Origin of the sequence: Thioflexithrix psekupsensis (assembly GCF_002149925.1) — a bacterium.
GTDB lineage: Bacteria > Pseudomonadota > Gammaproteobacteria > Beggiatoales > Beggiatoaceae > Thioflexithrix > Thioflexithrix psekupsensis.
Genome location: NZ_MSLT01000023.1, coordinates 346413 through 370349, shown reverse-complemented (window position 1 = coordinate 370349; position 23937 = coordinate 346413). Strand labels below are relative to the sequence as shown.

Below are 23937 nucleotides of genomic sequence, written 5' to 3'. Positions count from 1 at the left end.
CTTGATTTAACCCAAAATAAAACCTGACATATTTAAAAATTTGTCAGGTTTTTTATGCTATAGATTTAAGAGTTCGTTAAGAGTGGATCACAAAGAGAATCATGACTGAACATTTTTTAACAGAAATTCAAATAAAAGCGTTTAAATGCTTTGAAAATTTTGAAGCCAATCACTTAAAACGAGTTAATTTAATCAGCGGTAAAAATAATATTGGCAAAACCGCTTTTTTGGAAGCCTGTTATCTTCATGTGAGTTCTTTTGGTGGCATACAACAATTTGCAGCAGCCATTTTTTCTGTTTTGCATAAAAGAAACTTATCAATAAGCACGAATATTTTAAACAAAATTGTCCCGTTTCATTTATCTTCTAATCTCAAAGAGATAAATTTTGATTTATCTTTTGCAGGAACAGGTTTAATTGATAGAAGCTATCAATTCAAATTAATGGGTAAACAACAAAAAGAATCTTTACCACAAATTGTTAAAGAAGAACTTTTTCTCAATTTAGCTGGATCAGCATCGCTTATTTATAATAACCCTATCAAATTTATCAAAATGGGATTTTACGACAAACAAAATTTGCTGGAAGCCTTTTATAAACTGCAAGAAAAAGACAAAGAAGATGAATTAAATCGCTTTATTCATGAGTTTGATAATTCAATAGAAGTTTTTAAAGTGATTGGAGATAAATTACGTTGCAAGGTAAATGGCAGTTATCAAGATATTGAAGACGTTGGAGATGGTTTATTGTCTTATCTTGGTATCATTTGCTATTTATACGCGGCTGAAAATAGTTACTTATTTCTTGACGAAATAGAAAACGGTATTCATTATTCTCACCATGATCGTTTATGGCATATTATTTTTACCTTATCAAAACAGGTAAATTGTCAAGTTTTTATAACCACACATTCTAAAGAAATAGTAGAGTCTTTTAATCGTGTTGCTTTAGAAATGCAAGAGCAGGAAATTAATTATATTTCCTTAGTAAGAGATAAAAATAAACAATTAAAAGCATTTACATTAGATAATGAAATGCTTGCTTTTAGTATCAAGCAAGAACATGAGATTCGCTTATGAATAAACTTGCTATTCTTCACGAAGGTAATGAGAAAAAAACACATGATAATGAATTAATAGTGATGTTAATTCAACATTTGGGATTTGATGAAAAAAAAGTAAATTTCTACGGGATGAGAAGTAAAAGCAACTTCTATAAGGTAAATTGCCCTGAATATCGCTCTTTCAAAGAAAGCATAGAAATTGGTCTTGTAGAAAAAGTGCTTTTTATTCTTGATGCAGATTCCAATAAAAACGATGCAATATATGGAGGTTATGATAATACTTTAAAAACAATAAGAGCAATCATTCAGCAACTGGCTATAGAAAATTTAAGTCAGATTTATATCATGTGCGACCCAGAAACTAAAGAAGGCTATTTAGAATCTCTCATTCTCGCCACAATACCCGATGATCGCAAATGCTGCATAGAAGATTTTTTAAAATGTTCCCATTTTGAATCAAAAGAAAATCACAAAGCCATCTTACACAGCATCTATAAAATTGCTTATCCTCAAGCTCCTTATCATTTCGCTCATCATTATTTTGATGATTTAAAACAAAAATTAATCTGGCTATTTACCCCCTAAAATCCCCATAAAACAACCTTCCCATCAAATCCTCCAACATCATTCTTGATCATTGCCATTCCCCCCTTATGGCGCGATAATTAACAAGCACGCTTTTTTTATCAGGAGGAGGAGAGACAATGGAATTCAAAACCGACACCGAAGCCTTAATAATTCTACAAAATCCACCTGACGACCATTTCGTATGGATCGCCGCTTTAGATCACCTATTACATAAAGCATCGGGCGATATGCGTTTGCGTATGATGAATAAATTTGAACCCATGCCCCATGAGAAAAAAATAGAAATTCGTCGTATGTTAGACGTGTATCAGGCCACGCAAGTCATGTTGCCACACACAGGAAAATAATACATTATGTATATTCATATTTTAGGTTCATCGGCGGGTGGTGGTTTTCCGCAATGGAATTGTAATTGCGCCAATTGTCATGGCTTGCGTCAAGGCACGATTCAAGCCACTCGACGCACCCAATCCTCTATCGCCATCAGTGGCGATGGCGTGGATTGGTTACTGATCAATGCTTCACCTGATTTATTAAGCCAATTAGCCGCATTTTCCGCGCTACAACCAGCGCAAAATGTACGCGACACGGCAATTCGTGCTGTTTTACTTATTGACAGCCAAATTGATCATACAACAGGTTTGCTCATGCTACGCGAAGGCTGTCCGCTGCCTGTTTACTGCACAGAAATGGTGCATCAAGACCTGTCCAGCGGATTTCCATTATTTACCTTATTGCGCCATTGGAATGGAGGTTTACAATATCACACGATTGCTTTAGACCAAAAACCTTTTACTATCAAAGAAATAAATGGTATAACATTAACAGCTTTTCCCTTGCGCAGCAAAGCCCCACCCTATTCTCCCCACCGAGAACAGCCGCACCCCGGCGACAATATCGGTCTGCTGATCCAAGATATTCACACGGGCAAAAGTGCCTTTTATGCCCCTGGTTTAGGCGAAATTGAAGCCCATTTACCACCGATTATGGCGCAAACGGACTGCTTACTGGTCGATGGCACGTTTTGGAGCGAAGACGAAATGCAGCAAGTGGGCGTGAGCGATAAACCCGCTCGTGCATTAGGCCATCTGCCGCAATCAGGAGCAGACGGCATGATCGCCTTTTTAAACACATTAACAAAGCCGCGTAAAATTTTGATTCATATCAATAATACCAATCCGATTTTAAATGAAAATTCCCCCGAACGCGCCGAATTAACCCAACAAGGAATTGAAGTTGCTTTTGATGGCATGGCGATTGAATTATAATTGCTACCGTATGGGGATATGTTTTTGATTCAATTTAATTGAGATTGATTCACCAGTAGTCATACCGTATCATAAACCCAATCAGAGGCGCGATATGGTATGATCGTAATCGCCAATCGACATCGTCTTTGTCCATTTCTCCTATGATTAAAAAATTGCCTGAGTTGTTTTTGATAAAAAATTATGAATCTTTCTTTAAGTCATCTCATTGAACAATTAATTCATGCCGACACATGGAGCGAGGCACGGGAATTAATTGAACAATATCCACAACTTTTAGATGAAAGTGTGGAAGAATTAATGACAACATTATTGGTGCAACGACAAAATGATTCGGTCAGATTGCAACGTTTCCGAGAAGCCCAACGATTATTACAACGTTGTCGTCAAGAGGGTGTAGAAGCGGCATTTGCCCAGCCTAATTTACCGCCAGAATTAAATGCCATTCTCAGCACATTAACCCATTCATTAACGCCCTTAGATCGCACGGAAAAATTGGCTTTAGCGCAACGCGGTTTATCGATGGTGAATCAAGCCAATAGTCCGCGCATTTGGGCGGTGTTGCAAATGTACTCTGCCAATGCGGTGAGTGTCGATACGTCCAGTCAGCGCGATCAATCACAAGAACAAGCGATTCATTTATATCAAGATATTTTACCTGTGTTATTAACGCAGGATATGATGGTGGAATATGCTTCTGTTTCTAGTAATTTAGCCCATGTTTATGTCGAGCGCATTCAAGGCGAGCGGCGACAAAATTTACAAGCGGCCATTCACTATTATTTACAAGCCTTACATTACCAATCTTTAGACCGTTTTCCCATTGAACATGCCACCACATTAAGCGATTTAGCCAATGCCTATCATTTGTTAAAACAATTGGATCAACGGGCAATTATTGAAACCGATTATGAACAGTTCGACGATATTTTAAAGAGTTGTTTAAACTATTTATTACAAGATACCTTAAAAGAAACGCCCAGCATTGCTGCGACGGTGGCGGCCAGTTTAGGTGGAGCATTCTTTTTTCGTTTAGCAGGAAAACGCAGCGAGAATTTAGAACAATCGATAAAATTATATCAACGCGCCTTAACCCATATTAATCCCATTACAGACACGATTCGTTGGGGCAGTGTGCAATCGGATTTAGGTTTAGTTTTATTGCAGCGAGAAACAGGAGATCGCAGCGAGAATTTAGAACAAGCGAAATTAGCATTAGAGCAGGCTTTAACGGTTCGCACGCGAGAATTACAGCCTTGGGATTGGGCGATTAGCATGATGAATTTAGCCAAAGTATGGACGCAGCGCATTGTCGGTGATCGTCAAGCTAATTTAGTGCAAGCCATTGATGCGTATCAACAAGTTTTAACGCTGGTTAATCCACAAAATTCCCCTACATTATGGGGACAAGTGATGAATGATTTAGGCTTAACTTATCTGCAACAACAAGCCTGCAATCCTGAATATTATGTGGAATTGGCCATTCAATCATTACAAAAATCATTACACGTGCGGCCACGTTTGCGCAGTCCCCAAGCATGGGCGGAAACATTAGATAATTTAGCCACGGCTTATTTATGGCGCGTTAAATTATCGCGCACCTCGAATATTGAACAAGCGATTAGTTTGTATCAACAAGTATTAACCGTGCGCAATCGCAATTCAGTGCCAGAAATGTGGGCAGAAACCATGTCTCATTTAGGCGATGCTTATTTCATGCGTTTGCGTGGGCGTGCGGTGGATAATATGGAGCAGGCCATTCGTTGTTATCAGGGGGCATTAACCATTTTTCAATATGAAAATCATCCACAAGATTGGTGTTTATTACGCTATCGTTTAGGCACAGCTTATATGCGGCGTAAAGAAGGACAATGTGATGCTAATTTAATGGCAGCGATTAATTATTTTCAACAAATTCTCTCCCTTTCTAACCCCGAAGATACGCCTATTAATTGCGCTGATACTTTAAATAATTTAGGTTTAGCTTATGCCGAATTAAGCCATTATCAAACGGATAATTCTGGCTTATTAGAAAAAGCAGAGCAGTGTTTAAAACAAGCTCTTGAGATTTATTCATTAACGCGAACACCTTTTGAATATCAAATCAGTCAAAATAATTTAGCTTATATTTATTTTTGTCAAAACGCATGGACATCTGCTTGGTTAGCCTATCAAGCAGGATTAATGGCGACTTTACAATTAGAACAAAGCGCGTTAAATCCGACTGGATTGCCTTTTTTATTAGCGGCCAATATGCGTCCTGCTGCGGGCGCGGCTTATGCCTTAGCGCAAATGGGAGAATTGGATACGGCATTGGAGATTTTAGAGCAGTCAGAACAACGTTTATTTAATCAATCTTTACAATCTCAACAACGTCAATTAGCAGAATTAAATCAAACCGATCAACAGGCATTAAATGCGTTACGCAATCGCATTGCTTTATTAGAACAAGAATCACGCCGTTTAGATCGCACGAATAATCACAGTTTTCAACGTTTAGATTATTCGCTCAATACCGCTCGACAGCAATTGTCTGAATTAATGACGGAAATTAAGAAACGTTTGCCTGAATTTTTACCTTTTCATTTAAATAGCCTTGATATTAAATGTTTAAGTCGTTTAATTCAACAACCTATTGTTTATTTAACAGTGACTTATCGCGGCGGATTGGCATTAATGGTATTGCCAGATGAAACGTTGAGTGTATGTTGGTTGCCGCATTTATTAGAATCAGAGCTGTTAAAATGGGTTGAAGATCAAGATGAAGTGCGGCATTATTTACATGGTTTAATATTAAATCATCCTGCTTTATTGGAAAAGTCTTTAAATCAATTATTACCATTAATAAAAATCAATGCGTTAGAGCCTATGAATGCAGCGTTGCAACGGCTGAATTATCATCAAGCTTTAGTGGTCAGCAGTGGGGTGTTTTCTCTGTTGTCATTAAGCACGGCATTAACAGATTTAGTAATCAGTCGTTTACCCTATTCTGGCTTGTTACCAAATTTATTAAAAGCAAAAATTCAAGAAGAAAATGCACCTGCCAAATTATTAGGTGTGGCTGAACCATTACCTTTGCGGCATTTGCTTCATTTTACCACATTAGAATTAGAACAAATTCGTCCTTTATTTGCCGCAGAACAACAGCAAGTTTTAGCCCACGCATTAGCCAATCGTGCCATGATTCGCAAAGCAATCCCTAATGCCAATTATTTACATTTTGCTTGTTATGCCCAAGCTCCATTAGATGACATTTTATCTACTCGCCTTTATTTAGCGGCTGATACGGCCATTACTTTACATGAATTATTAAACGATGATTTATTAGCCAATAAGCGTTTATTTGTACTTTCTTCTTGTCAAAATAGCAGTCATCAATTTGCAGAATTAGGGCGTGAATTAAAGACGGTGGCAGATGGTTTATTATTAGGGGGCGTGGCGGGGGTTTTAGTGAGTTTATGGGCGGCGAATGATATTTCTACCGCCTTGTTAATAAAACGCTTTTACCAGTTACATTGCAGCGAACAATTACCGCCCGCTGTTGCGTTACATCAAGCGCAGCAATGGCTACGCAATGCCACGGTGACGGAATTGGAATTAGTCCGTTATATGGAATCTGTTTGTCGCCAATCTGGACACAGTGATAGTCAACTATTACAACATTTACGCCGCTATCGCAATCATCCCGAATTAAAACCTTTTACTTCACCTTATTTTTGGGCGGGATTTGCGTTTTATGGGTTATAAATGATTTTAATTAGAATGAAGGCATTCTCTCGCTCCCACATTCCAGCGCGGGAGCGAGAAAAAGCCCATCACTGCTCACTGGGCGCAACAGTGGGCAACCCTTCTCGAATCCAATCCCGAATCCCTAACTGCACATTATAAATTTTGTCATAACCCAGTTGCTCACTCAAAAAATGCGCAATACGAGCGGTGCGGTTTCCAGAACGACAAATTAAGACCACAGGTTGTTCTTTATCCACCACAATTGCCGAGAATTGATCTAACCATCCGCCAACATCCGCTTGCCCCTTCTCGTCGAAAAACATCATCAAATGGCTGCCTTCCACCACACCCGTTTGTTTCCATTCGGGAGGCGTACGTACGTCAATCAGAGGGATGTTTTGATCCAACAATTCTTGTAGTTGGGCATTATTGATATGAATCACTTCTGCTTGCAAATGCGCAGAAAACAGCAGCGCGAAAGCACTCACTGCCATTAAAATACGAGTCATAATGGATTCTCCTTGATGTTTTTTTGAAGTGTTTACGGAAGGCTAGAGGGATTGCGAAATAAGTAAACGCTAATATTAGTCAATTTACGCTTACCTATCAAGCACATTTGATAGATCGAACATGGCAAGACATCAAGGAGAACAGAAAAAAAACCGTTATTCAACCCAAACTACGCGCCAATCAGAACGCCCTTAGATTGTAAGGTTTGAATTAAATAATCTCGTTTAGCACGCCAATCATGACCAGACAACGTGGAGATATAGTAAAATGGCTTTACTTCTCGCACATTTTCTAATCCATGTTCCGTCATTTTCTGTAATCGCGCCCGAAAGCCATTGTGTGGCATCAGTTGTTTTACAGGTTCATCTTGAGGCGCACCATCAACACGCACGACATAACGTTGTTTGTCATCGCGGCTAACGATGGCTGCGACTTTGTTGACAAAAGAAGCTAAGGTTTGGTTACTCATCTGTTTTTTACCTAAAAATTTTTAAAATTAACGCATTGTGTTGAAATTAAATCCATTTAAGGGTTCAAGCCCATTTACCCTGATCCCAAATCAACACTGTAGCACTCATAATTCGCCACAGTGGGGGTAAAGTAAAATGATTTCAAGCCCTTAATTTATTCATAAGCCATGCCATTTATGGATTGATTGCTTGTTGATTCATGGGCTTGTGGCTTTAAAAGCCGACCATTTGACACAATTTCTGTGACCCATTGATGACAAATTAGACACTATGGAAAGGATATTGACTCATGCGCTGTTATTTTTTACTGTCTTTCATTTTAACGCTGTTTGGAACATCAACGGTCGCGGCTACGGATAAGCCAACCGTTTTAACCGAGCCATCTCCTGCCTTATCGGTAGAAATGGCTGAGATTCGCGTGCCACAAGGATTTACGGCCACCCAAGTGGCTACGCAATTGGGACATGCACGGCATTTGGTGGTGCGGGATAATGGCGATATTTATGTGAATTTGCAAAGTTTAAGTGCCAAAGGCGGCGGAATCGTGGCGTTACGCGATGTAAACGGGGATTATGTCGCGGATAAAATTGCGTATTTTGGTTCTAGCAGTGGTACAGGGATTGGTCTTTTTCAAAATTACTTGTATGTCGCTTCAGACACCGCCATTTACCGTTTTGCCTTGAAACCAGACGAATTAGTTCCCACGGCGGCACGTGAAACTGTAGTCAGTGGTTTTCCCGTACAAAACAGTCATGCTGCTAAATCTTTCGCCATTGATGAAGCAGGAAATTTGTATGTTAATGTGGGCGCACCTTCTAACGCCTGCCAAGTACGCACCCGCACCCCCGGTTCTCCCGGACAACGCCCGTGTCCACAATTAGTCACTGGCGGTGGAATTTGGCAATTTTCTGCGTTAAAAACTAAACAACGTTTTCCAGAAGATGGCGAACATTTCGCCACGGGAATTAGAAATGCGGTTGCTGTCGCATGGGATTCAGCCAGTCAACACTTGTATGCGGCCATTCATGGACGCGATCAATTAGACAGCCTATGGCCAGCCCATTTTGATGCCAAAGCCAACGCCGATCTGCCCGCAGAAGAATTACATCGTATTGTGGCTGGTGGTGATTACGGTTGGCCTTACACCTATTACGATCCCTTGCAAATGGTGCGAGTCTTGGCTCCAGAGTACGGCGGCGACGGGCGCAAACTCCCAGAAGAAAACCATTATTTTTCCCCGTTGGTGGCTTTTCCTGCGCATTTAGCTCCCAATGCTATTGTATTTTATCACGCGCAACAATTCCCTGAAGCCTATCGAAACGGAGCTTTTGTGGCTTTTCATGGTTCATGGAATCGTGCGCCGTATTTTCAAGCGGGTTTTAACGTGGCCTTTGTTCCTTTTGTGCAAGGGGAAGTGGGCGCAAATTGGTGGACATTTGCGGATGGTTTTGCGGGCGATGTGCCGCCCAAAAAGCCCGGCCAAGCGCGTTATCGTCCGACAGGTTTAGCCGTTTCCCCGGATGGCGCGTTGTATGTCGCTGATTCACGTCAGGGAACAATTTGGCGTATTGCTTTTAAAGGTGCAGAATAAAGTTTTTATCATTTCGTCCTTATTCTCCCCTATACTTAACGCAAATCCCTTTAACAAAATTGATGATTAACTTTTTAACAAGGCAAATCTTATGAAAGGCAACACACGAAATGATAAGCCTTATTTGGCAATGGGAATAATGGTATTGTGTGGTTTATTATTGTTAGGATGTGGACAAAAAACGGTGAGTCAATCACCCCATCATTCCATTAAAAGCGTATTAACGGATCGCGGTTTATTATTAATATTAGAATCGGTTTATTTTTCCTTTAATTCGGCACAATTAAACGATTCTGCATTATCGGTTATTGGGCAAATTGTCGATATTATTGGCGAATATCCCAACAGTCATGTCGCCATTGACGGTTACACCGATGATCGCGGCAGTACCGCTTACAATTTACGCTTATCCACTGCTCGCGCTGAAAGCGTAAAATCGGCTTTAGTGGCGCATGGTGTGTTAGCCGAGCGTTTAACTGCGCAAGGTTTTGGTGCCAGCAATCCCATTGCCGACAATCGCACGGCCGAAGGACGGCAACGTAATCGCCGCGTAGAAATTCTCATTTTAAAACCCATCGATATTCCCAATAAATAATCTTTTTTAAGCTAAAATGGAGTAAAATTAGGCGATTTATAAAACTTTTCTGTCAGAATCAGAATTTCAGGATTTTCAGAATTAAAGAATAGAAAATCTACCGAAAACAAACAATTTGCAAGAACCAATTTTGAAAATTCTGATTCAGACAGAAAAACATCAATGTTTCTTCAATTCATTAAGCTGCTTAATTAACGGTGCTAACCGCTCGTTGAGTTTTGCTTGGGGTAGTATTCCCTCTTGATGTAGTGAATAAAGCGTGGCGATTTGCTCTTGTATGCCTTCAGCTTTGACTTGATCTCTAATCTCGGCCTTAACCTCGGCTTTGACTTCAGCTTTGAGTTCATCTTTGATCTTGTTTTTAAGCTCATTTCTGACCTCAGCTTCGACTTGGTCTCTGAGTTCGGCTTTAGCAGAATTAAATTTGTCAAACGGACGCGGCTCTTTACGATTTTTCTTGGGGGGAATAACCACTTTCATTTCTTTAGAAGCTGCTAATTCTATGATTTTATTGGTATCATAAGCACGGTCAGCCAGTACGCATCACCCTCTAAATCCTCCAAGAAAGCCTCTGCCTGAGTACAATCTCCTGTCGTTCCCTTAGTGATGATGACTTTAAGTGGCATCCCATGTGCGTCTACAACGAGGTGTACCTTTGTATTGATCCCTCTATGGCGTTGTCTGTGGCCAGTGGTGGCGACTTCTTAGGCAAGAAGACCCAACAGGGCGATGTGTTTTATCTGAGTTTGGAAGACAACGACAGCCGCATGAAGAACCGCATGCGGTTCATTAGGATTAACGGGTGGCATCGATAATTTATTTGTGTTGGAACGTGGGCGCAATAGTAACGTGGCGCAATTGCATGTTATTGGTCGAGACATAGAAGAAGATAAACCCTTAAACTTATCCTTTGATGAGGGCAAATGGACACATTTAAGTGACTTTGAAAAATCGATAACGCCCGAACGTGCCAAATTAGCGTTATTAATTTTGGGCAATTACTCCATTAAGGAAGTGAAAATCCGCTTATTACCGCAGCATGATCAACGCCAAAAATACCCGCTGACGTTCGACGAACAACGACGCTTGTTTAACCACTTGCCTGACCACTTGCGACAGATGTCGTTATTCATGGTCAACACGGGAACGCGAGACAGTGAAGTGTGTAACCTGCAATGGTCTATGGAGATACCGATAGAACCGCTTAACAACAGCGTGTTCCTCATCCCATCGCAGCTTGTCAAGAATGGCTATGACCGGGTGATTGTGTTGAATTCTGTTGCAAAACAAGTGATTGATGAACAGCGGGGAAAGCATCCCAGTCACGTGTTTAGCTTTAGGGGAAAGCCGTTAAACCGTATGAACAATACAGGGTGGAAAGTAGCCAGAGCCGCGGCGGGCTTAAAGGTAAGGGTGCATGACCTAAAACACACCTACGGGACACGCCTAAGAAGCGCAGGCGTTGACGAAGAGACGCGCAAGGAGTTGCTAGGACACCGATCAGGGCGAAGCATTACGACACACTATTGCGATGCCAACATCAAGAACCTGATAGAAGCCTCCGAACGAGCCACGAACCCCGCCCATGAGTCCACACTACTAACAATCCTCATTCGTAAGTCAACCCGTTAATTTAGACAGTGCAAGATATGACAATATGATGGTGGGCCTAGTAGGACTCGAACCTACAACCAAAGGATTATGAGTCCTCTGCTCTGACCGATTGAGCTATAGGCCCCTTTTGGGAAGGGTAAAACGGCGGGTTATTGCTACAAAACAGCACGCTAGAATAAATATTTTTATGCCAAAAATCAAGAGGTGGTGGGGATATTTTTTGTAATCATCATAAAAACATCCCTTGCCGCACAATTCGTATTCCTTCCCAACACACCAACTCCCCCTTTTGCCTAGCAATCGTCATTTGTAACCACCAGTAGAGATCAACTAACAAGGCTTTATCGGCATTCATTAAATCATTAGACGGATGAAACCATTTTTTTGCAGGCATTTGCGCTTGCATGCGATAGCCTTCTAATAAACAAGCCACTAAATGCAATAAATAAATTTGCCATGCCTGTTTTTTCTCTGTTTTTGGTGCGTCCATATAATCCAATAAAATCTGTACCAATTGCGCCAAGCGTTTTAAATGCACATCATCCGAATGCAACATCATTTCTACCCGCTTTTTAGCTTCATTAATATGCTGTTCAATTTGCTGATAAATCGGTTCAAATTCACTGATAAATACCAATGCCCGCGTTAAAGCAAATGCTAATGTTCTCGCCCGATCTAAGGCTTTGGCACGGGCTTGCGTTAAATCTTGCACTCTGGCTAATGCTGAATTTCGTCCTCTGGCACGCGCCAAATCGGCAGATAAATCATGCACAATCATTTTAGCCATATCTCGCGCTTGTTTCATATCATGAAGCTGATAATGTTGACTTAATTGTTCTAAATGATGCGACAAATCTCTGGCACGCACTAAAGATCGTGCTAATGCGCGATTATCAATCGGTTGTGCCAACGCAATATCTCGCGCCAATTCCAAAGCACTAATACTGTCTTTTGCCAAATCTAAAGCAATCACCATGTCGCGGGCTAAATCACGAATAAAAATATGCGCATTGGGAGAATTTGCACTTGTTTTTTCTGGAACATAAGCATGAGTCCATTCAAAAGTTCGATCATGCCCTAAAATTAAATCAATATCTTGATGAAAATTAAATGCGTAAGCCAATTCACTGTCAAAATCAAAAGCCAATATCACACTCAAGGCTTGAATGCGTAATTGATGTCGTTGTTGCCGTGCTAATTTATCGTCTAAATCGCTAAACTGCCAAGTGCGTAAATAATCAATTAATGTTTCTGGTTTATCCAAAGAACTGGCAGAAATAAAAGAATAATCTTTAATATTTTTTAACACTTTCTCATAACTGGAACAATCGGAAAATATTAATTGATAAGTTTCATTATTTTGACACCAAGTGGCTAAATGATATTCTCCCTCAAAAAAAGAAGGCGGAGGCGTGATCAATAAGGCTTCTTCAGAGGTAGGCAAACGATAACGAACTTTTCCACCTTCACGCGCATTTAACCACGCACAAAAAGCAGTTGCATCTTCAGCACGAATGCCAGAAACGGGTAATAAAGCCATTTCCGGCCTAAAACAATATTGCTGCCAATGATCAGGCTGGCAATAATAACCTTGGGCATAATTATCATCTAAAAATAATTGATATTCAGCCCAAGTTAAATAGCTTAAATCCATATCGCGCATTTCATCCAGACGATGCAAACTTTTTAAACGTTGATTTAAGCGTACCTCTGCGGCTAAACGTCGTTTTTCTCGATCTTCAGAAATAAGTGCTTCGGTTAATCGTTGATGTACTTCAATGCGAATGTGGCGATCTAATTCACGGGCTTCTTCTAAACAATCAGCCGCTAAAGTTAAAGCCAAAATGGTGTTAAATTGCAAGCAAGATTTAACTAAAAGTGTGGCATCACTTTGTGCGGCATATAATAACAAAGTTTCATGCCACCAACTGTCATTGACTAAGGCTGACCAATATAATGTTGTTTTCTGTTCTAATAAATGAGAAGCGGTTAAATATTCTTGAAAAGTTAAATGGGCAAAACTCCATACATTCGGCTCTCGTTCTAATAATAAACCACTGCTGGCTTGCACTTCCATTAAAAAATCAAGCGCAGTTTTATTATCTAATCCTACGGATTCCATGGGGTCAGCAATAATGGCTATCGCTGCGGCAGTAGAAATATCTCTAATTTTTGATAACATCATTTGCGCAGCTAAAGGTTGCAACACCACTCTTTTTTGTGCGGCAGTTAAGCTGTCTTTAATGCCAATGGCTTGTCGCCAATGCCCTAACAATACGTCACAAATTTCCCCGTACAATTCCACTCTGCGCCCCGGTAATTGACCGCGATAACGATGCACCATTGCAATCATAGTTAATAACAATGGATTCACCGTCAAAGCACTCAATGTTTGCATCGTATTTAAACGCGACAATAAATCTTCCGCGCCTTGTCTAGCGCGCAAACGAATGCCTTCATCTATTTTATGTCCAAAACTCACCACTTCATTGGCTAAATACCACGCATGAATAAAATGTCTAACTTGTTCTAAAGTGAATGCTTGAATTTCTAACACATGCGCCCGATGTAATGGCGCACTTAAATAACCTTGTGGCCGTGCAGTAATGATAAATTGACAATGCGGGTAATTAAATACTTGTTGCTCTATCCAATTAGACACAAATTGCCTGTCCCTTAAATCCGCAATTTCGTCTAAACCATCTAATAAAATTAAACAAGATTGTTTTTTTAATTGACGCACAAACCAATCCCGCGGAGGATTTAAATGCGGATAACGTTTGGCATCGGCAAAATGTTGTTGAATTAATTCCGCTAAAGAAAGATGATAGTCAACAATATATTTAGTGTGATTGCGGAGAAATAATAAAATCGGTAAATAATGCTGGTGTAAACCGTAACTTTTTTCTTTTTTAGCGGCTAACGTTAAAGCCAAATGTTGCAATAATGTGGTTTTTCCCGACCCCGGTGCGCCAATAATGGCAAACACGGCCGATTGGTGCGGCGTGGTGTTTTTGAGAAAATCCCAAATCGGCCGACTGCCCAATAATTCCCGATTCGATAAAGGATTAAAATTAATTTGTTGGGGATTAGAAGAAGGCGCAATGCGCAACTCCACAAATACTTTTTCTAATTCTAAGGTAAATGTCCCCATTGTCCGCAAACCGCGAACATTAAAAATGCGATGCTCATAAATGACCGATTGATAATAGCGTTTTTTAAAAGAAGAAAACCAAGAAAACAAAGCAAATCCTCTCGTGATTACTCATGTTTAGCCGCAATAAACATCGCATCGCCATAACTAAAAAAACGGTATCTTTTCTCTACCGCATGGTGATAAGCAGACAATATTCTGTCATAACCACCGAATGCACAAACTAACATGAATAATGTTGATTCAGGCAAGTGAAAATTAGTAATTAAACCATCCACACTCTTAAAACGATAACCGGGCGTAATAAAAAGCCGTGTTTCTCCCTCATAAGGCTGTATTTTTCCCGTCGCGGCTGCCGTTTCCAAAGCACGTACAGAGGTTGTTCCCACGGCGATGACGCGGCCGCCGTTGGCTTTAGTCGATTGAATTTGTTGACAAACTTCTTCTGTGACTTGTAACCATTCGCTGTGCATCTGGTGTTGGGACAAATCATTTACCCGCAACGGCGTAAACGTCCCCGCGCCCACATGCAGCGTCACATAGCCAAAAGCCACCCCCTGCGCCTGTAAACGCTGCAACAAGGGCTGATCGAAGTGTAACCCTGCGGTCGGCGCAGCCACCGCGCCCGGACGCGACGCATACACCGTCTGATAACGTTCGCTGTCAACCCGCGTGTCATCGCGCCGAATGTAGGGCGGCAAAGGAATATGGCCTATGCTTTGCAGCAGGTCTAACAGCGATTCTTGTGTTTCAAATTGAACCTTAAAAAATTGTTCTTGACGGGCTTTAATGCGTACAATAAGACCATTTTCTAATACCAATTCACTGTTTATTGCAGGTGTTTTACTGGCTTTTAATTGAACCAACGCGTGCTGATTTTCTAGTAAACGTTCAATTAATAATTCAACTTGACCTCCCGTTGTTTTTTTACGGGCAAATAAACGTGCAGGAATGACTTGTGTATTATTGAAAATTAATAAATCCCCGCTTGTTAAATAGTCTGGCAATTCGCTAAACTGTAAATCGATAAGCGCAATTCCCGATGGTGACGGTACATAGAGCAAACGGCTGGCCGTACGTTGTTCTGTTGGATATTGTGCAATTAATTCATCGGGTAAAGTAAAGTTAAAATCAGAACGCTGCATCATAAAAAATAACAAAAGGATAAGATGAGAATGAAAGAAATGCTACAGGACTATTTCGACACCCGAATTCCCATTACTCGTGATATGAGAGTTAAGGTGCAATTGTGCAATCAACGGGTATTAATTTTAACCGCACCCTTAGCGATTAATCGCAATGATAAAAACACGGCTTTTGGCGGCAGTGTGGTGTCTATTTTAACCTTAGCGGGTTGGGCAATTACGCACACGGTATTGTCTCGTTTGCAATTACATGCCACTACCGTGGTTCGGCGCAGTAAAGTGGATTATATTAAACCGATTGACAGCGAAATTATGATCATTAGCAATATGCCCTCCGATCATGATATTTATCGCTTTAAACAAGACTTAATGCAGCGCGGTAAAGCCCGCTGGGAAATTCAAGCCCGCGCTGAATGCAATCAAGAGTTAGCGGTTGATTATTCTGGGGTTTATATTTCTGTGTTAATTCCAGAGTTAATCACTTGAGCTTATTTTTTATGACCGATGGCGGCATTTTCTGCAACATAAGCGGGTAAATAAACCACAAATGTTGAGCCACGTCCCACTTCACTGGTGACAGTAATTCTTCCGCCCATCATGCGGGCAAAACGTTCGCTAATAGTTAGCCCTAATCCAGTGCCACCATATTGCCGCGTGGTGGAGCTATCTAATTGGTAAAAGGCTTCAAAAATATGTTGCAAATGTTCTTGCGGCATTCCAATACCGGTATCGGCAATTTCAAACATTAACCAATCATTATTGTGATTGCCTTGTGCGGGATCGGCATGTTGGCGAGTAATGGTAAAAGTAATGCTGCCTTGTTGGGTAAATTTGGCGGCATTACTGAGTAAATTCATTAAGATTTGTCGCAATTTAATTTGATCCGCAAAAATATGTCCCATTCCCCCCGCACAATTCACTAATAATTCATTATCGCCCAATAATGGCTCAATCACAGTGACCACATCTTGCACCAATTTATCCACATCCAATTGGACTAAATTCAATCCCATTTTATCCGCTTCAATCTTAGAAATATCTAAAATATTGCTGATAATTTCCAACAATTGTTGGCTGGCCATTTGAATTTTTTCTAAGTCAGGTAAAATGTCTTCATAACCGCTTTCTGCGGCATCTTCTCGCACCAAATCGGCATAGCCTAAAATGGCATTCATCGGCGTGCGCAATTCATGACTCATATTCATTAAAAAAGCACTCTTAGCCCGACTGGCTGATTCTGCAAGCGTTCGGGCTTGTTCTAATTATTCATAAAACATGGCATTCGCAATGGCAATGGCAATTTGATTCGATAATAATTGCAACATGTGGGTGCGATTAGAAGTAAACGCATTGGCAATGAGATTATTTTCTAAATATAAAATGCCAATTAATTCATCTTGATAAAACAACGGATTGCAAAGAATTGATAACGGTTTATTCGCCGTGATATAGCTGTCATTGACAAATAATCCTTCTTGTGCGGCATCGTGTAGCATTAAGCCCGTTTGGGTGCGCACCACGTAATGAATTAAACCAATAGGATAGTGACTTTGTTGGGCTGAAGTGAGGCTTTCTAATGGCATGGATTGAAATAACACCGCTTCGCTTTTCTCAGTGCGAATTTCGGCTTCAATATATAACTGCCCCTCTCGAATTAAAACCAATAAACCTTGTTGCGCGCCTAAATTTTCCATCACCACGTGTAATAATTTTTTTACCAATTCAGGCAAAACCAATTCTGTCGCAATGGCTTGAGAAATTTTAATCACGGTAATTAAATCAAAATTACTGCCATATTGCGCAATAGTATTAGTAGTAGAACTGGCGGGTTCATTCACCGTAGTTTGGGTCATGCTATTTTGCCATTCTTTACGCGCATGACGGTAATTTAAAAAAGGATGTGCTGTTTCTAATAATTTCGCTTTAGCCGTCGCCCCCCACGCAATATACGCATAATGCGCATCAGCTAAATATAAACGAGCTGATTTTTCAGAACCTAATTGTTGATAAAAAGAAGCGGCACGTTCATTAATAATGGCTTCAATTTGAATTTGTCCATTTTCATGGGCGTGATTAATGGCTTTTTCATAATAGCGTAAAGCAATTTCAGTTTGTTGCTCTAAGCGGGCATGTTCGGCTTGGATTAATAAATATTGCGCTTTAAAATTAATGGGAGAATGCCATGACCATTTTTCTAATGTTGTTTCTAATTGGGTTAATTGTGACATTTTCGCTGTTTTTTGTTCTGGCGATAAATGATTCCATGTCACATATAAAACCAGCGCATGATAAAAAACATAAAAACTATGATGAAAACTGGCAGGCGCGCTGTGTGCAACGTTAGCGGCTTGTTCTAAATAAGGTAAGGCTTTATGGGCATCATCTAACCAATAGCATAATAAACCTTTAATAAAGTAATAACAAAATAGCGCATGTTTATTCGATTGTGCTTGTAATTGCGGCAGTAATGTTTCCTCATTGCAACGTGCGCCTTTTAATTGGCATATATGGCGACTTTCGCTTTGTAAATTCTCGGATAATTGATACCACATTTGGGTAATTTGGGTGTAATAAATCTGTTCGCTGGCCTTAAAGCGAATCATAATGTCCATGACAAATTGAAAGGTATCATTAGCACGGGCTAAAGATTCTGTACTTAAAAAAGTATTAATCGCACAATACATTCCTGAATAACAGGCATATTCAATATTGCCATTATTCAATGACCATTCACTGGTTTGCAATAATGCGGCGGCGGATTCTTTCGCCGAATCTTTCCAATGGCGTGAGAACGCATTCACTAAAGTTAAAACACGCGCATGATATTCTTTACTGGGATATTTTTCTAAAACTTTTAAGGCTAATTGTCCATAACGATAGCCCGCATCTAAATCATTTAATGTCCCGCATAACACCAAACCATAGGAGGCATAAGCACTGGCCGCCATCGGAGAATTGCCATTTTGAATGCACAAACGCACCTGCATAAATTCCAAAATAGGGTATAATTTAGGCGCGACAAAATAAGACGGCAATGCAATGCTGACTAAAATGCGCAATGCTGATAATTTATGTTCATCGCGCATACTGGGCAAATCAATTAATTCTTCAATTTGTCGCTCGCCCAATAAAGGTTGCAATTCGGAAAATAATCCGCTTAAATCGCTGTCTTCACGCGGCACAGGCATATTTAACATGTGCAGCACTTGCAAGCCCATGTCTAATGATTTTTGCAATTGGTTTTGCGCAATAAAAAATAAAATTCTAATTTCATAAATACGTGCTTGATCTAATAAACTTTCGGCATTTTCCAGCACAATAGAAAATAATTTATCGGCACGTTCCACATGTCCATTGGCATATTCCATTTCCATCGCTTGGGTGTGCAATGACATGGTTAAATGATATTGTTTCTCCCACGCATCCGCAGGCAAAATATTTAAGCCCGTATTGAGATAAATTAAAGCGGTTTGATACGCTCCTGTGGTTCTCGATTTTTTCGCCACCGCCAAATTTAAACGCGCTAAATCATATAAATCCACATCGCTGTGCATTTGTTGAATGCCTTGATTTAAATGGCGCACAATATCAAACAGCATTTCATCGAGCTGATTGGGTGAGGTTTTTTCGCGTAATAATCGCCCTAATTGGTAGTGAATAACTTGTTTTTCTTCTTCTAATAATAACGAATAAGCCGCTTGTTGAATACGATCATGTAAAAAGCGATAAGACGCATTATTGCTGACAAAATCAGTGCTGTCTTTTCCTTCCACCGCATTATAAAGTAATTGGTAACTGTCGCTTAATGGTGCAATTAAATTTTCCTCTACGGCTTCCCATAATGCGCCTGTGGTGACAGGTTCAGTTTGTTCGTAAAGCGTGGATAAGGTTTTAATATCAAAAGTGACTCCAATACAAGCCGCTAATTTTAATACTTCTTGACAATTATCTGATAAACGTTGCAAGCGTTCGCTAATGATAGACACCACATTATCGGTCATGTCCATTTCAATAATTCTTTGGGTGTTCCATTCCCAACGTTTGCTGGTACGATTAAATTTTAAATAACCCGAACGATACACCTTTTTTAAAAACGCATTGACAAAAAAAGGATGCCCTTCTGTTTTTGTCATCACCAATTCGGCTAAAGGACGCGCATAACTCAGAGAACAATGGAGTGTTTCAGTAATGAGTTGATTCACATGTTCTAATTTCATCGGTTTTAAAATCAATTGTTCCATTGAAATTAAATGATGATTTAACGTTTGCAACATGGGATAAAGCGGATGTTTTTCGCTTAATGGACTGGGGTCACGATAGCCGAGAATCAGCAAAAATGATTGCACATTGGCATCGGTTAGCATGGTTTGCAATAAATTTAAACTGGCTACATCTGCCCACTGAATATCATCAATAAACATCACCAAAGGATGATCGGGCGTGGAAAAAACTTGAATGCACTTTTCAAAAGCCAATTTAAAAGAACTGTCACTTTCTTCTATAAGTAACGCACTTTTATCTGTTTTAACATGACGACCGACAATCATTTCTAATTCAGGAATAACAGGCGATAATAAATGAATGTCGTGATTTAAAATAGCTAATAATTTTTTACGCCATTGGGCAATTTGACTGGCGGATTCGGTTAAAATGCAATTAACAATTTCGCGCAACGCATGAACTAATGCGCTGTAAGGATGCGGTTGTTCCGTACTTTCAAAACGCCCCACCACAAAAAAACCATTTTTCTGCATCACGGGTTTTTGTAATTGCTGCACTAATGTGGTTTTACCCAAACCCGAATCACCACAGACTAATAACGCTGATTTACTGCCCTGACACACATAATCAAAAGTGTCTAATAAGGTCGTTAATTCCGCAGTGCGACCGTAGAGTTTTTGCGGCAAACGAAACTTATCCACAATATCTTGTCGCGCCAAACGAAATGGCTCAATTGTTCCGTGTTTTTTATAAGCGCGCAAACAAATTTGCAAATCAAAACGCAAACCTTCCGCACTTTGATAACGCTCTTCGGCATTTTTTGACATTAATTTCATAATAATGTCCGAAACAGGACGCGGAATATCTGAATGTAAAATATAAGGTTCAGGCGGAATTCGCGCAATATGACAATGAATTAATTCAATGGGATCATTACTTTGAAACGGCAACCAACCCACTAATAATTCATAAAAAGTTACGCCTAAAGAATAAAAATCACTGCGGTAATCAATGACGCGATTCATGCGCCCTGTTTGCTCAGGTGACATGTAAGCAATCGTGCCTTCTAATTTGTCTAAAGTGCTTAAATGTTGATTTTCTACTGCCAAGCGGGTCGAAATGCTAAAATCCGTAATTTTTACCTGATTGGTTTCCATATTCACAATCACATTAGAAGGTTTAATGTCTTTGTGAATAATATGATGATGGTGCAATTCTCCCACCGCATTGGTTAATTGAATGGCTATTTTGAGAAAAGCAACTAGACTTAATTTACGCCGTGCAATTAAATTTTTTAATGATTCTCCGCCCACATCTTCCAAAATTAAGGCTAAACCATTATGACATTTCACCAATTCATAAGGGCGCACAGAACCTTTTAAACTTAATTCTCTGGTTAATTCAAATTCATGGCGAATTTGCGCCAATTCTTTTGGTGTAGGATAATCAGAGCGTAATGTTTTAATAATGACTTCCAATCCATCCCAATCCCGATGGCCGCGATAAATGCTACTTTTGGCATCGCTGTAAATTTCTTCGGTGATGGTGTAACCTTGTAGTGCGATCATGGCATTCCTTAGGGTGTTGTTTTTTTTATTTGGGGTGGTTTGCGGTTTATTTTACGCAAGACTTTGTTATACTGTGATATTTTTATTTATCGCTCTGCCCTTTGCAAGCAGTGTGACAGATCGCATATTAGGGAAGAATAAATAGACCTTCGATACTAACGCTTTGTTATTAAAAATTTAATTTTACTCCTCTCTGCACATTCCGCTTGAAAGCCTAAAGGCATCAGTCTCTTTTTTGAAACAAGCGCAATGCGTTGTTTAATTTTTCTAAATTTTGACACAATTTTGTCAATAAACGACTATTTTAACTATATAGCCCTGCGAAATTTTAGAGCCGTTTGGAATTTTTAAAACAATACGATAATAGGCATAAAATTGGCGATATTCGGAAACTATTTCAAGTGTTAGGGCGTAATAGTTGCATAAAATTTAGCCAATTTAAACTTAACAACAATTTAACAATTTTAGGAAACTCATCATGCAAGCCTCCACTGCGACATTAAAACCGTTTTCCGTACGCTTTTCTGAACAAGTGCGCGAATTTTTTCAGCCATATATTACGGAAGAAGTGAAAGCCACCCCCCGTCGTGAATACAACACATCTCTGGAAAATGTGCGGGATATTTTGGAAGAAACCAAGTTAAAACAACAACTTTGGAATAATTTACACGTGCTGTTGGGTTGGAATGTGTTTAAAACCTACAGCGAATCTTGTGCGCTTGAAGTGTCCCGTTTGACCGAGCAGTTCAAGGCGCAACAAAACCGCTAATTTCATTCTTCTTCACCACGACTCCAGATCACCACACCCCACTTCTCCATTCGCTAGAAGTGGGGTGTGTTGTTGTGAGTGAATTGTAAAAATTAAAAATAAAATTAACTTATTCTTAACCTTAATTTACCCTTTATCATCAAAAAGTTACCCTTCTTAAAAATTCCAACCCCAGTTCACTTCGATTTCAAATTGACGCATTTGGATACTGCCTGTTTGGGGGCCGGTGTTGGGGTTTTGTCCTTTCACCTGTTGCGTGGGCGAATACATGACGGCAATATTCACATCGCTGTTCCACTCTGGAAACGCATAGGTTAAACCCAACGTATAATGGTGTTGTAAAGTGGCGGGCGCGAGAATGTTGAATAATGCTTGTGAACCGGGAATGGCTTGATTTGCCCGCGCATAGCCTGCACGAAATTGTAATTCAGGTCGATACCGCCATTCCACGCCCATTTTTACAATCGTCATATCGTCCCAACCAAACCCCAAACCTTGTTCCGTCCCAAGTAACACAGACCCCGGCATAAATGGCACGTCAGAACGATTCGCAATTGCGTCCACTTTGCTGTAGTAAATTTGTTGTACATCTAGGGCAAAAGTGAGATCGGGAGTGGCATGAAATGCCGCGCCAATTGTCCACGTCGGCGGCACGTCAAAATCGCCATTTTGCGCAAACAATCCGCGATAATCGTCGAATTCGCTCATATATAACTGCGATTGGTAAGAAGCACCCAATGACCATTTTTCATTAAACTGTCCCAACCAACCCACGCGCACCCCACCCCCATAGGAAAAATCATGGCCGTGATTGGTCAAGTGATCGGGTGCGTTGGAAAACGGTTTAAACGGTTCTAAGCCATAACTTTCAAACCATTGCACCGCCACAATCGGCATCACTCCTATGCTGTGTTCGGGTGTGAGGCGAATACCGTAGGGAATACCTAAAAAGACTTGACCTAAATTAACGCCCGTCGGTTGGCTGGCTGTCCCCATCGGATTGTTGAACGGTGCGAATACTGCGTAAGGATATTCCGTATTCATACCGCCATTGCCGCTTAATGCCAAGCCCAGCGATTGTCTTTCATCTAACAGGCGATTGTAACCGATGTGAGGCACGAAAAAGACCGTTTTGTCACTGTCGTAAGTTCCCGGCAGAATCGTGGCTGGTCCCATGGGGGGGCCGATAGGAAAACCATTGTCGTCTGCTGTATAACTACGGCGCGGTGAAAACAAACTCAATCCCAATTCCAAACGATTGCCCACCATTGGCATTAACGCGGGATTGGTCGCAGAACTGAGAACTTCTTGCGGCAACGCCACGCCCACACCGGCCATGCCTTTGCTGCGCGTGCCAAATCCATGTGGGGAATAGCCATTGGTTGCCCAAGCCGTAGATGCAGCCCCCAATAACAGCGAATATAGGGCAGAATGTAAAAAAATTCTCAAGATTGATTTCTCCTTAGGTGGTAAAAGATAAACGTGGTTTTTTTCTGTGACCAACGGTGTCGATGATCCGGTGTTTTTCCGTTTATCCCTTATTTTTAGCCTTTTTAAGGCTTATTCTTTGATGAGGCGCAGTGTCTCTGACATAATCAGATCACCAATTCGTAGAAACAAAGCATTCTTTGTAGCTACTTTTTGAAATGAAA

General features: G+C 40.4%; 18 protein-coding genes, 1 tRNA gene and 2 pseudogenes. 10 read left to right on the top strand and 11 right to left on the bottom strand.

Annotated elements, in window-relative coordinates; translation table 11 throughout:
• Positions 1 to 101 precede the first annotated feature (101 nt).
• The 5 genes from TPSD3_RS14295 (at position 102) to TPSD3_RS14275 (ending at position 6666) form a co-directional block, all read left to right on the top strand.
• Entirely contained in the window at positions 102 to 1079 is a 978-nt protein-coding gene (locus TPSD3_RS14295) for an AAA family ATPase (protein WP_086489219.1), read from the top strand.
• Positions 1076 to 1648 carry a DUF3226 domain-containing protein gene (locus TPSD3_RS14290; RefSeq protein WP_086489218.1) on the top strand — a complete coding sequence of 191 codons (573 nt, stop codon included), beginning with the start codon at positions 1076 to 1078 and terminating at the stop codon, positions 1646 to 1648. Before TPSD3_RS14295 ends, TPSD3_RS14290 begins: the two co-directional genes overlap by 4 nt.
• Before the next feature lie 119 nt (positions 1649 to 1767).
• Entirely contained in the window at positions 1768 to 1998 is a 231-nt protein-coding gene (locus TPSD3_RS14285) for a hypothetical protein (protein WP_086489217.1), read from the top strand.
• Between the two features lie 6 nt (positions 1999 to 2004).
• Positions 2005 to 2919: a pyrroloquinoline quinone biosynthesis protein PqqB gene (gene pqqB, locus TPSD3_RS14280; protein ID WP_086489216.1), complete on the top strand. Its 915-nt coding sequence runs from the start codon at positions 2005 to 2007 to the stop codon at positions 2917 to 2919.
• 183 nt (positions 2920 to 3102) lie between these two features.
• Entirely contained in the window at positions 3103 to 6666 is a 3564-nt protein-coding gene (locus TPSD3_RS14275) for a CHAT domain-containing tetratricopeptide repeat protein (protein ID WP_086489215.1), read from the top strand.
• Between the two features lie 68 nt (positions 6667 to 6734).
• On the opposite strand, the gene TPSD3_RS14270 is transcribed toward TPSD3_RS14275, so the two are convergent.
• Together TPSD3_RS14270 and TPSD3_RS14265 are read right to left on the bottom strand one after the other, a co-directional pair.
• Positions 6735 to 7157 carry a rhodanese-like domain-containing protein gene (locus tag TPSD3_RS14270; RefSeq protein ID WP_086489214.1) on the bottom strand — a complete coding sequence of 141 codons (423 nt, stop codon included), beginning with the start codon at positions 7155 to 7157 and terminating at the stop codon, positions 6735 to 6737.
• A gap of 170 nt (positions 7158 to 7327) precedes the next feature.
• Positions 7328 to 7627, bottom strand: a complete 300-nt coding sequence (locus tag TPSD3_RS14265) for a hypothetical protein (protein ID WP_086489213.1) — start codon at positions 7625 to 7627, stop codon at positions 7328 to 7330.
• 290 nt (positions 7628 to 7917) lie between these two features.
• On the opposite strand from TPSD3_RS14265, the gene TPSD3_RS14260 reads away from it, so the two are divergent.
• Together TPSD3_RS14260 and TPSD3_RS14255 are read left to right on the top strand one after the other, a co-directional pair.
• Entirely contained in the window at positions 7918 to 9219 is a 1302-nt protein-coding gene (locus TPSD3_RS14260; RefSeq protein ID WP_086489212.1) for a PQQ-dependent sugar dehydrogenase, read from the top strand.
• Positions 9220 to 9310: 91 nt separating this feature from the next.
• Positions 9311 to 9814: an OmpA family protein gene (locus TPSD3_RS14255; protein WP_086489211.1), complete on the top strand. Its 504-nt coding sequence runs from the start codon at positions 9311 to 9313 to the stop codon at positions 9812 to 9814.
• Between the two features lie 159 nt (positions 9815 to 9973).
• Here TPSD3_RS14255 and TPSD3_RS14250 read toward each other — a convergent pair whose 3' ends face one another.
• Entirely contained in the window at positions 9974 to 10351 is a 378-nt protein-coding gene (locus tag TPSD3_RS14250) for a hypothetical protein (protein WP_342587083.1), read from the bottom strand.
• Positions 10315 to 10494, bottom strand: a pseudogene (locus tag TPSD3_RS18405) (transposase); the annotation flags it as partial. The gene TPSD3_RS14250 and the pseudogene TPSD3_RS18405, both read right to left, overlap by 37 nt.
• Before the next feature lie 169 nt (positions 10495 to 10663).
• Here TPSD3_RS18405 and TPSD3_RS14240 point away from each other — a divergent pair.
• Positions 10664 to 11446: a tyrosine-type recombinase/integrase gene (locus tag TPSD3_RS14240; RefSeq protein ID WP_217884469.1), complete on the top strand. Its 783-nt coding sequence runs from the start codon at positions 10664 to 10666 to the stop codon at positions 11444 to 11446.
• Positions 11447 to 11475: 29 nt separating this feature from the next.
• On the opposite strand, the gene TPSD3_RS14235 is transcribed toward TPSD3_RS14240, so the two are convergent.
• The 3 genes from TPSD3_RS14235 to queA all read right to left on the bottom strand — a co-directional run bounded on the left by TPSD3_RS14235 (position 11476) and on the right by queA (position 15730).
• Positions 11476 to 11552, bottom strand: a tRNA-Ile gene (locus TPSD3_RS14235).
• 105 nt (positions 11553 to 11657) lie between these two features.
• Positions 11658 to 14672: an NACHT domain-containing protein gene (locus TPSD3_RS14230; protein WP_086489207.1), complete on the bottom strand. Its 3015-nt coding sequence runs from the start codon at positions 14670 to 14672 to the stop codon at positions 11658 to 11660.
• A 17-nt stretch (positions 14673 to 14689) separates the two neighbouring features.
• The gene (gene queA / locus TPSD3_RS14225) at positions 14690 to 15730 is read right to left on the bottom strand and encodes a tRNA preQ1(34) S-adenosylmethionine ribosyltransferase-isomerase QueA (RefSeq protein WP_342587079.1); all 1041 of its coding nucleotides are present in this window, start codon (positions 15728 to 15730) and stop codon (positions 14690 to 14692) included.
• 27 nt (positions 15731 to 15757) lie between these two features.
• Here queA and TPSD3_RS14220 point away from each other — a divergent pair, with 27 nt between their 5' ends.
• Positions 15758 to 16213, top strand: a complete 456-nt coding sequence (locus TPSD3_RS14220; RefSeq protein ID WP_176329887.1) for a YiiD C-terminal domain-containing protein — start codon at positions 15758 to 15760, stop codon at positions 16211 to 16213.
• 2 nt (positions 16214 to 16215) lie between these two features.
• Here TPSD3_RS14220 and TPSD3_RS18185 read toward each other — a convergent pair whose 3' ends face one another.
• From TPSD3_RS18185 to TPSD3_RS14210, 3 genes and pseudogenes are all read right to left on the bottom strand, one after another.
• A complete protein-coding gene (locus tag TPSD3_RS18185; RefSeq protein WP_342587082.1) occupies positions 16216 to 16740 on the bottom strand; it encodes an ATP-binding protein in 525 nt (174 codons plus the stop codon).
• Between the two features lie 18 nt (positions 16741 to 16758).
• A pseudogene (locus TPSD3_RS18180) lies at positions 16759 to 16938 on the bottom strand (sensor histidine kinase); the annotation flags it as partial.
• Between the two features lie 51 nt (positions 16939 to 16989).
• Positions 16990 to 21516, bottom strand: a complete 4527-nt coding sequence (locus tag TPSD3_RS14210; protein WP_086489204.1) for an ATP-binding protein — start codon at positions 21514 to 21516, stop codon at positions 16990 to 16992.
• A gap of 478 nt (positions 21517 to 21994) precedes the next feature.
• On the opposite strand from TPSD3_RS14210, the gene TPSD3_RS14205 reads away from it, so the two are divergent.
• Positions 21995 to 22285, top strand: coding sequence for a hypothetical protein (locus TPSD3_RS14205; protein WP_086489203.1), 291 nt, complete (start codon positions 21995 to 21997; stop codon positions 22283 to 22285).
• Between the two features lie 156 nt (positions 22286 to 22441).
• Here TPSD3_RS14205 and TPSD3_RS14200 read toward each other — a convergent pair whose 3' ends face one another.
• Positions 22442 to 23734, bottom strand: a complete 1293-nt coding sequence (locus tag TPSD3_RS14200; protein WP_245391613.1) for an OmpP1/FadL family transporter — start codon at positions 23732 to 23734, stop codon at positions 22442 to 22444.
• Between the last annotated feature and the right edge of the window lie 203 nt (positions 23735 to 23937).

Excerpts from the sequence above, each read along its gene's own strand:
- pqqB (WP_086489216.1), top strand. The coding sequence starts at position 2,005 with ATGTATATTCATATTTTAGGTTCATCGGCGGGTGGTGGTTTTCCGCAA.
- TPSD3_RS14295 (WP_086489219.1), top strand. The coding sequence starts at position 102 with ATGACTGAACATTTTTTAACAGAAATTCAAATAAAAGCGTTTAAATGC.
- TPSD3_RS14210 (WP_086489204.1), bottom strand. The coding sequence starts at position 21,516 with ATGATCGCACTACAAGGTTACACCATCACCGAAGAAATTTACAGCGAT.
- TPSD3_RS14290 (WP_086489218.1), top strand. The coding sequence starts at position 1,076 with ATGAATAAACTTGCTATTCTTCACGAAGGTAATGAGAAAAAAACACAT.
- TPSD3_RS14220 (WP_176329887.1), top strand. The coding sequence starts at position 15,758 with ATGAAAGAAATGCTACAGGACTATTTCGACACCCGAATTCCCATTACT.
- TPSD3_RS14270 (WP_086489214.1), bottom strand. The coding sequence starts at position 7,157 with ATGACTCGTATTTTAATGGCAGTGAGTGCTTTCGCGCTGCTGTTTTCT.
- TPSD3_RS14265 (WP_086489213.1), bottom strand. The coding sequence starts at position 7,627 with ATGAGTAACCAAACCTTAGCTTCTTTTGTCAACAAAGTCGCAGCCATC.
- TPSD3_RS14285 (WP_086489217.1), top strand. The coding sequence starts at position 1,768 with ATGGAATTCAAAACCGACACCGAAGCCTTAATAATTCTACAAAATCCA.
- queA (WP_342587079.1), bottom strand. The coding sequence starts at position 15,730 with ATGATGCAGCGTTCTGATTTTAACTTTACTTTACCCGATGAATTAATT.
- TPSD3_RS18185 (WP_342587082.1), bottom strand. The coding sequence starts at position 16,740 with ATGGGATTGAATTTAGTCCAATTGGATGTGGATAAATTGGTGCAAGAT.
- TPSD3_RS14205 (WP_086489203.1), top strand. The coding sequence starts at position 21,995 with ATGCAAGCCTCCACTGCGACATTAAAACCGTTTTCCGTACGCTTTTCT.
- TPSD3_RS14255 (WP_086489211.1), top strand. The coding sequence starts at position 9,311 with ATGAAAGGCAACACACGAAATGATAAGCCTTATTTGGCAATGGGAATA.
- TPSD3_RS14260 (WP_086489212.1), top strand. The coding sequence starts at position 7,918 with ATGCGCTGTTATTTTTTACTGTCTTTCATTTTAACGCTGTTTGGAACA.
- TPSD3_RS14275 (WP_086489215.1), top strand. The coding sequence starts at position 3,103 with ATGAATCTTTCTTTAAGTCATCTCATTGAACAATTAATTCATGCCGAC.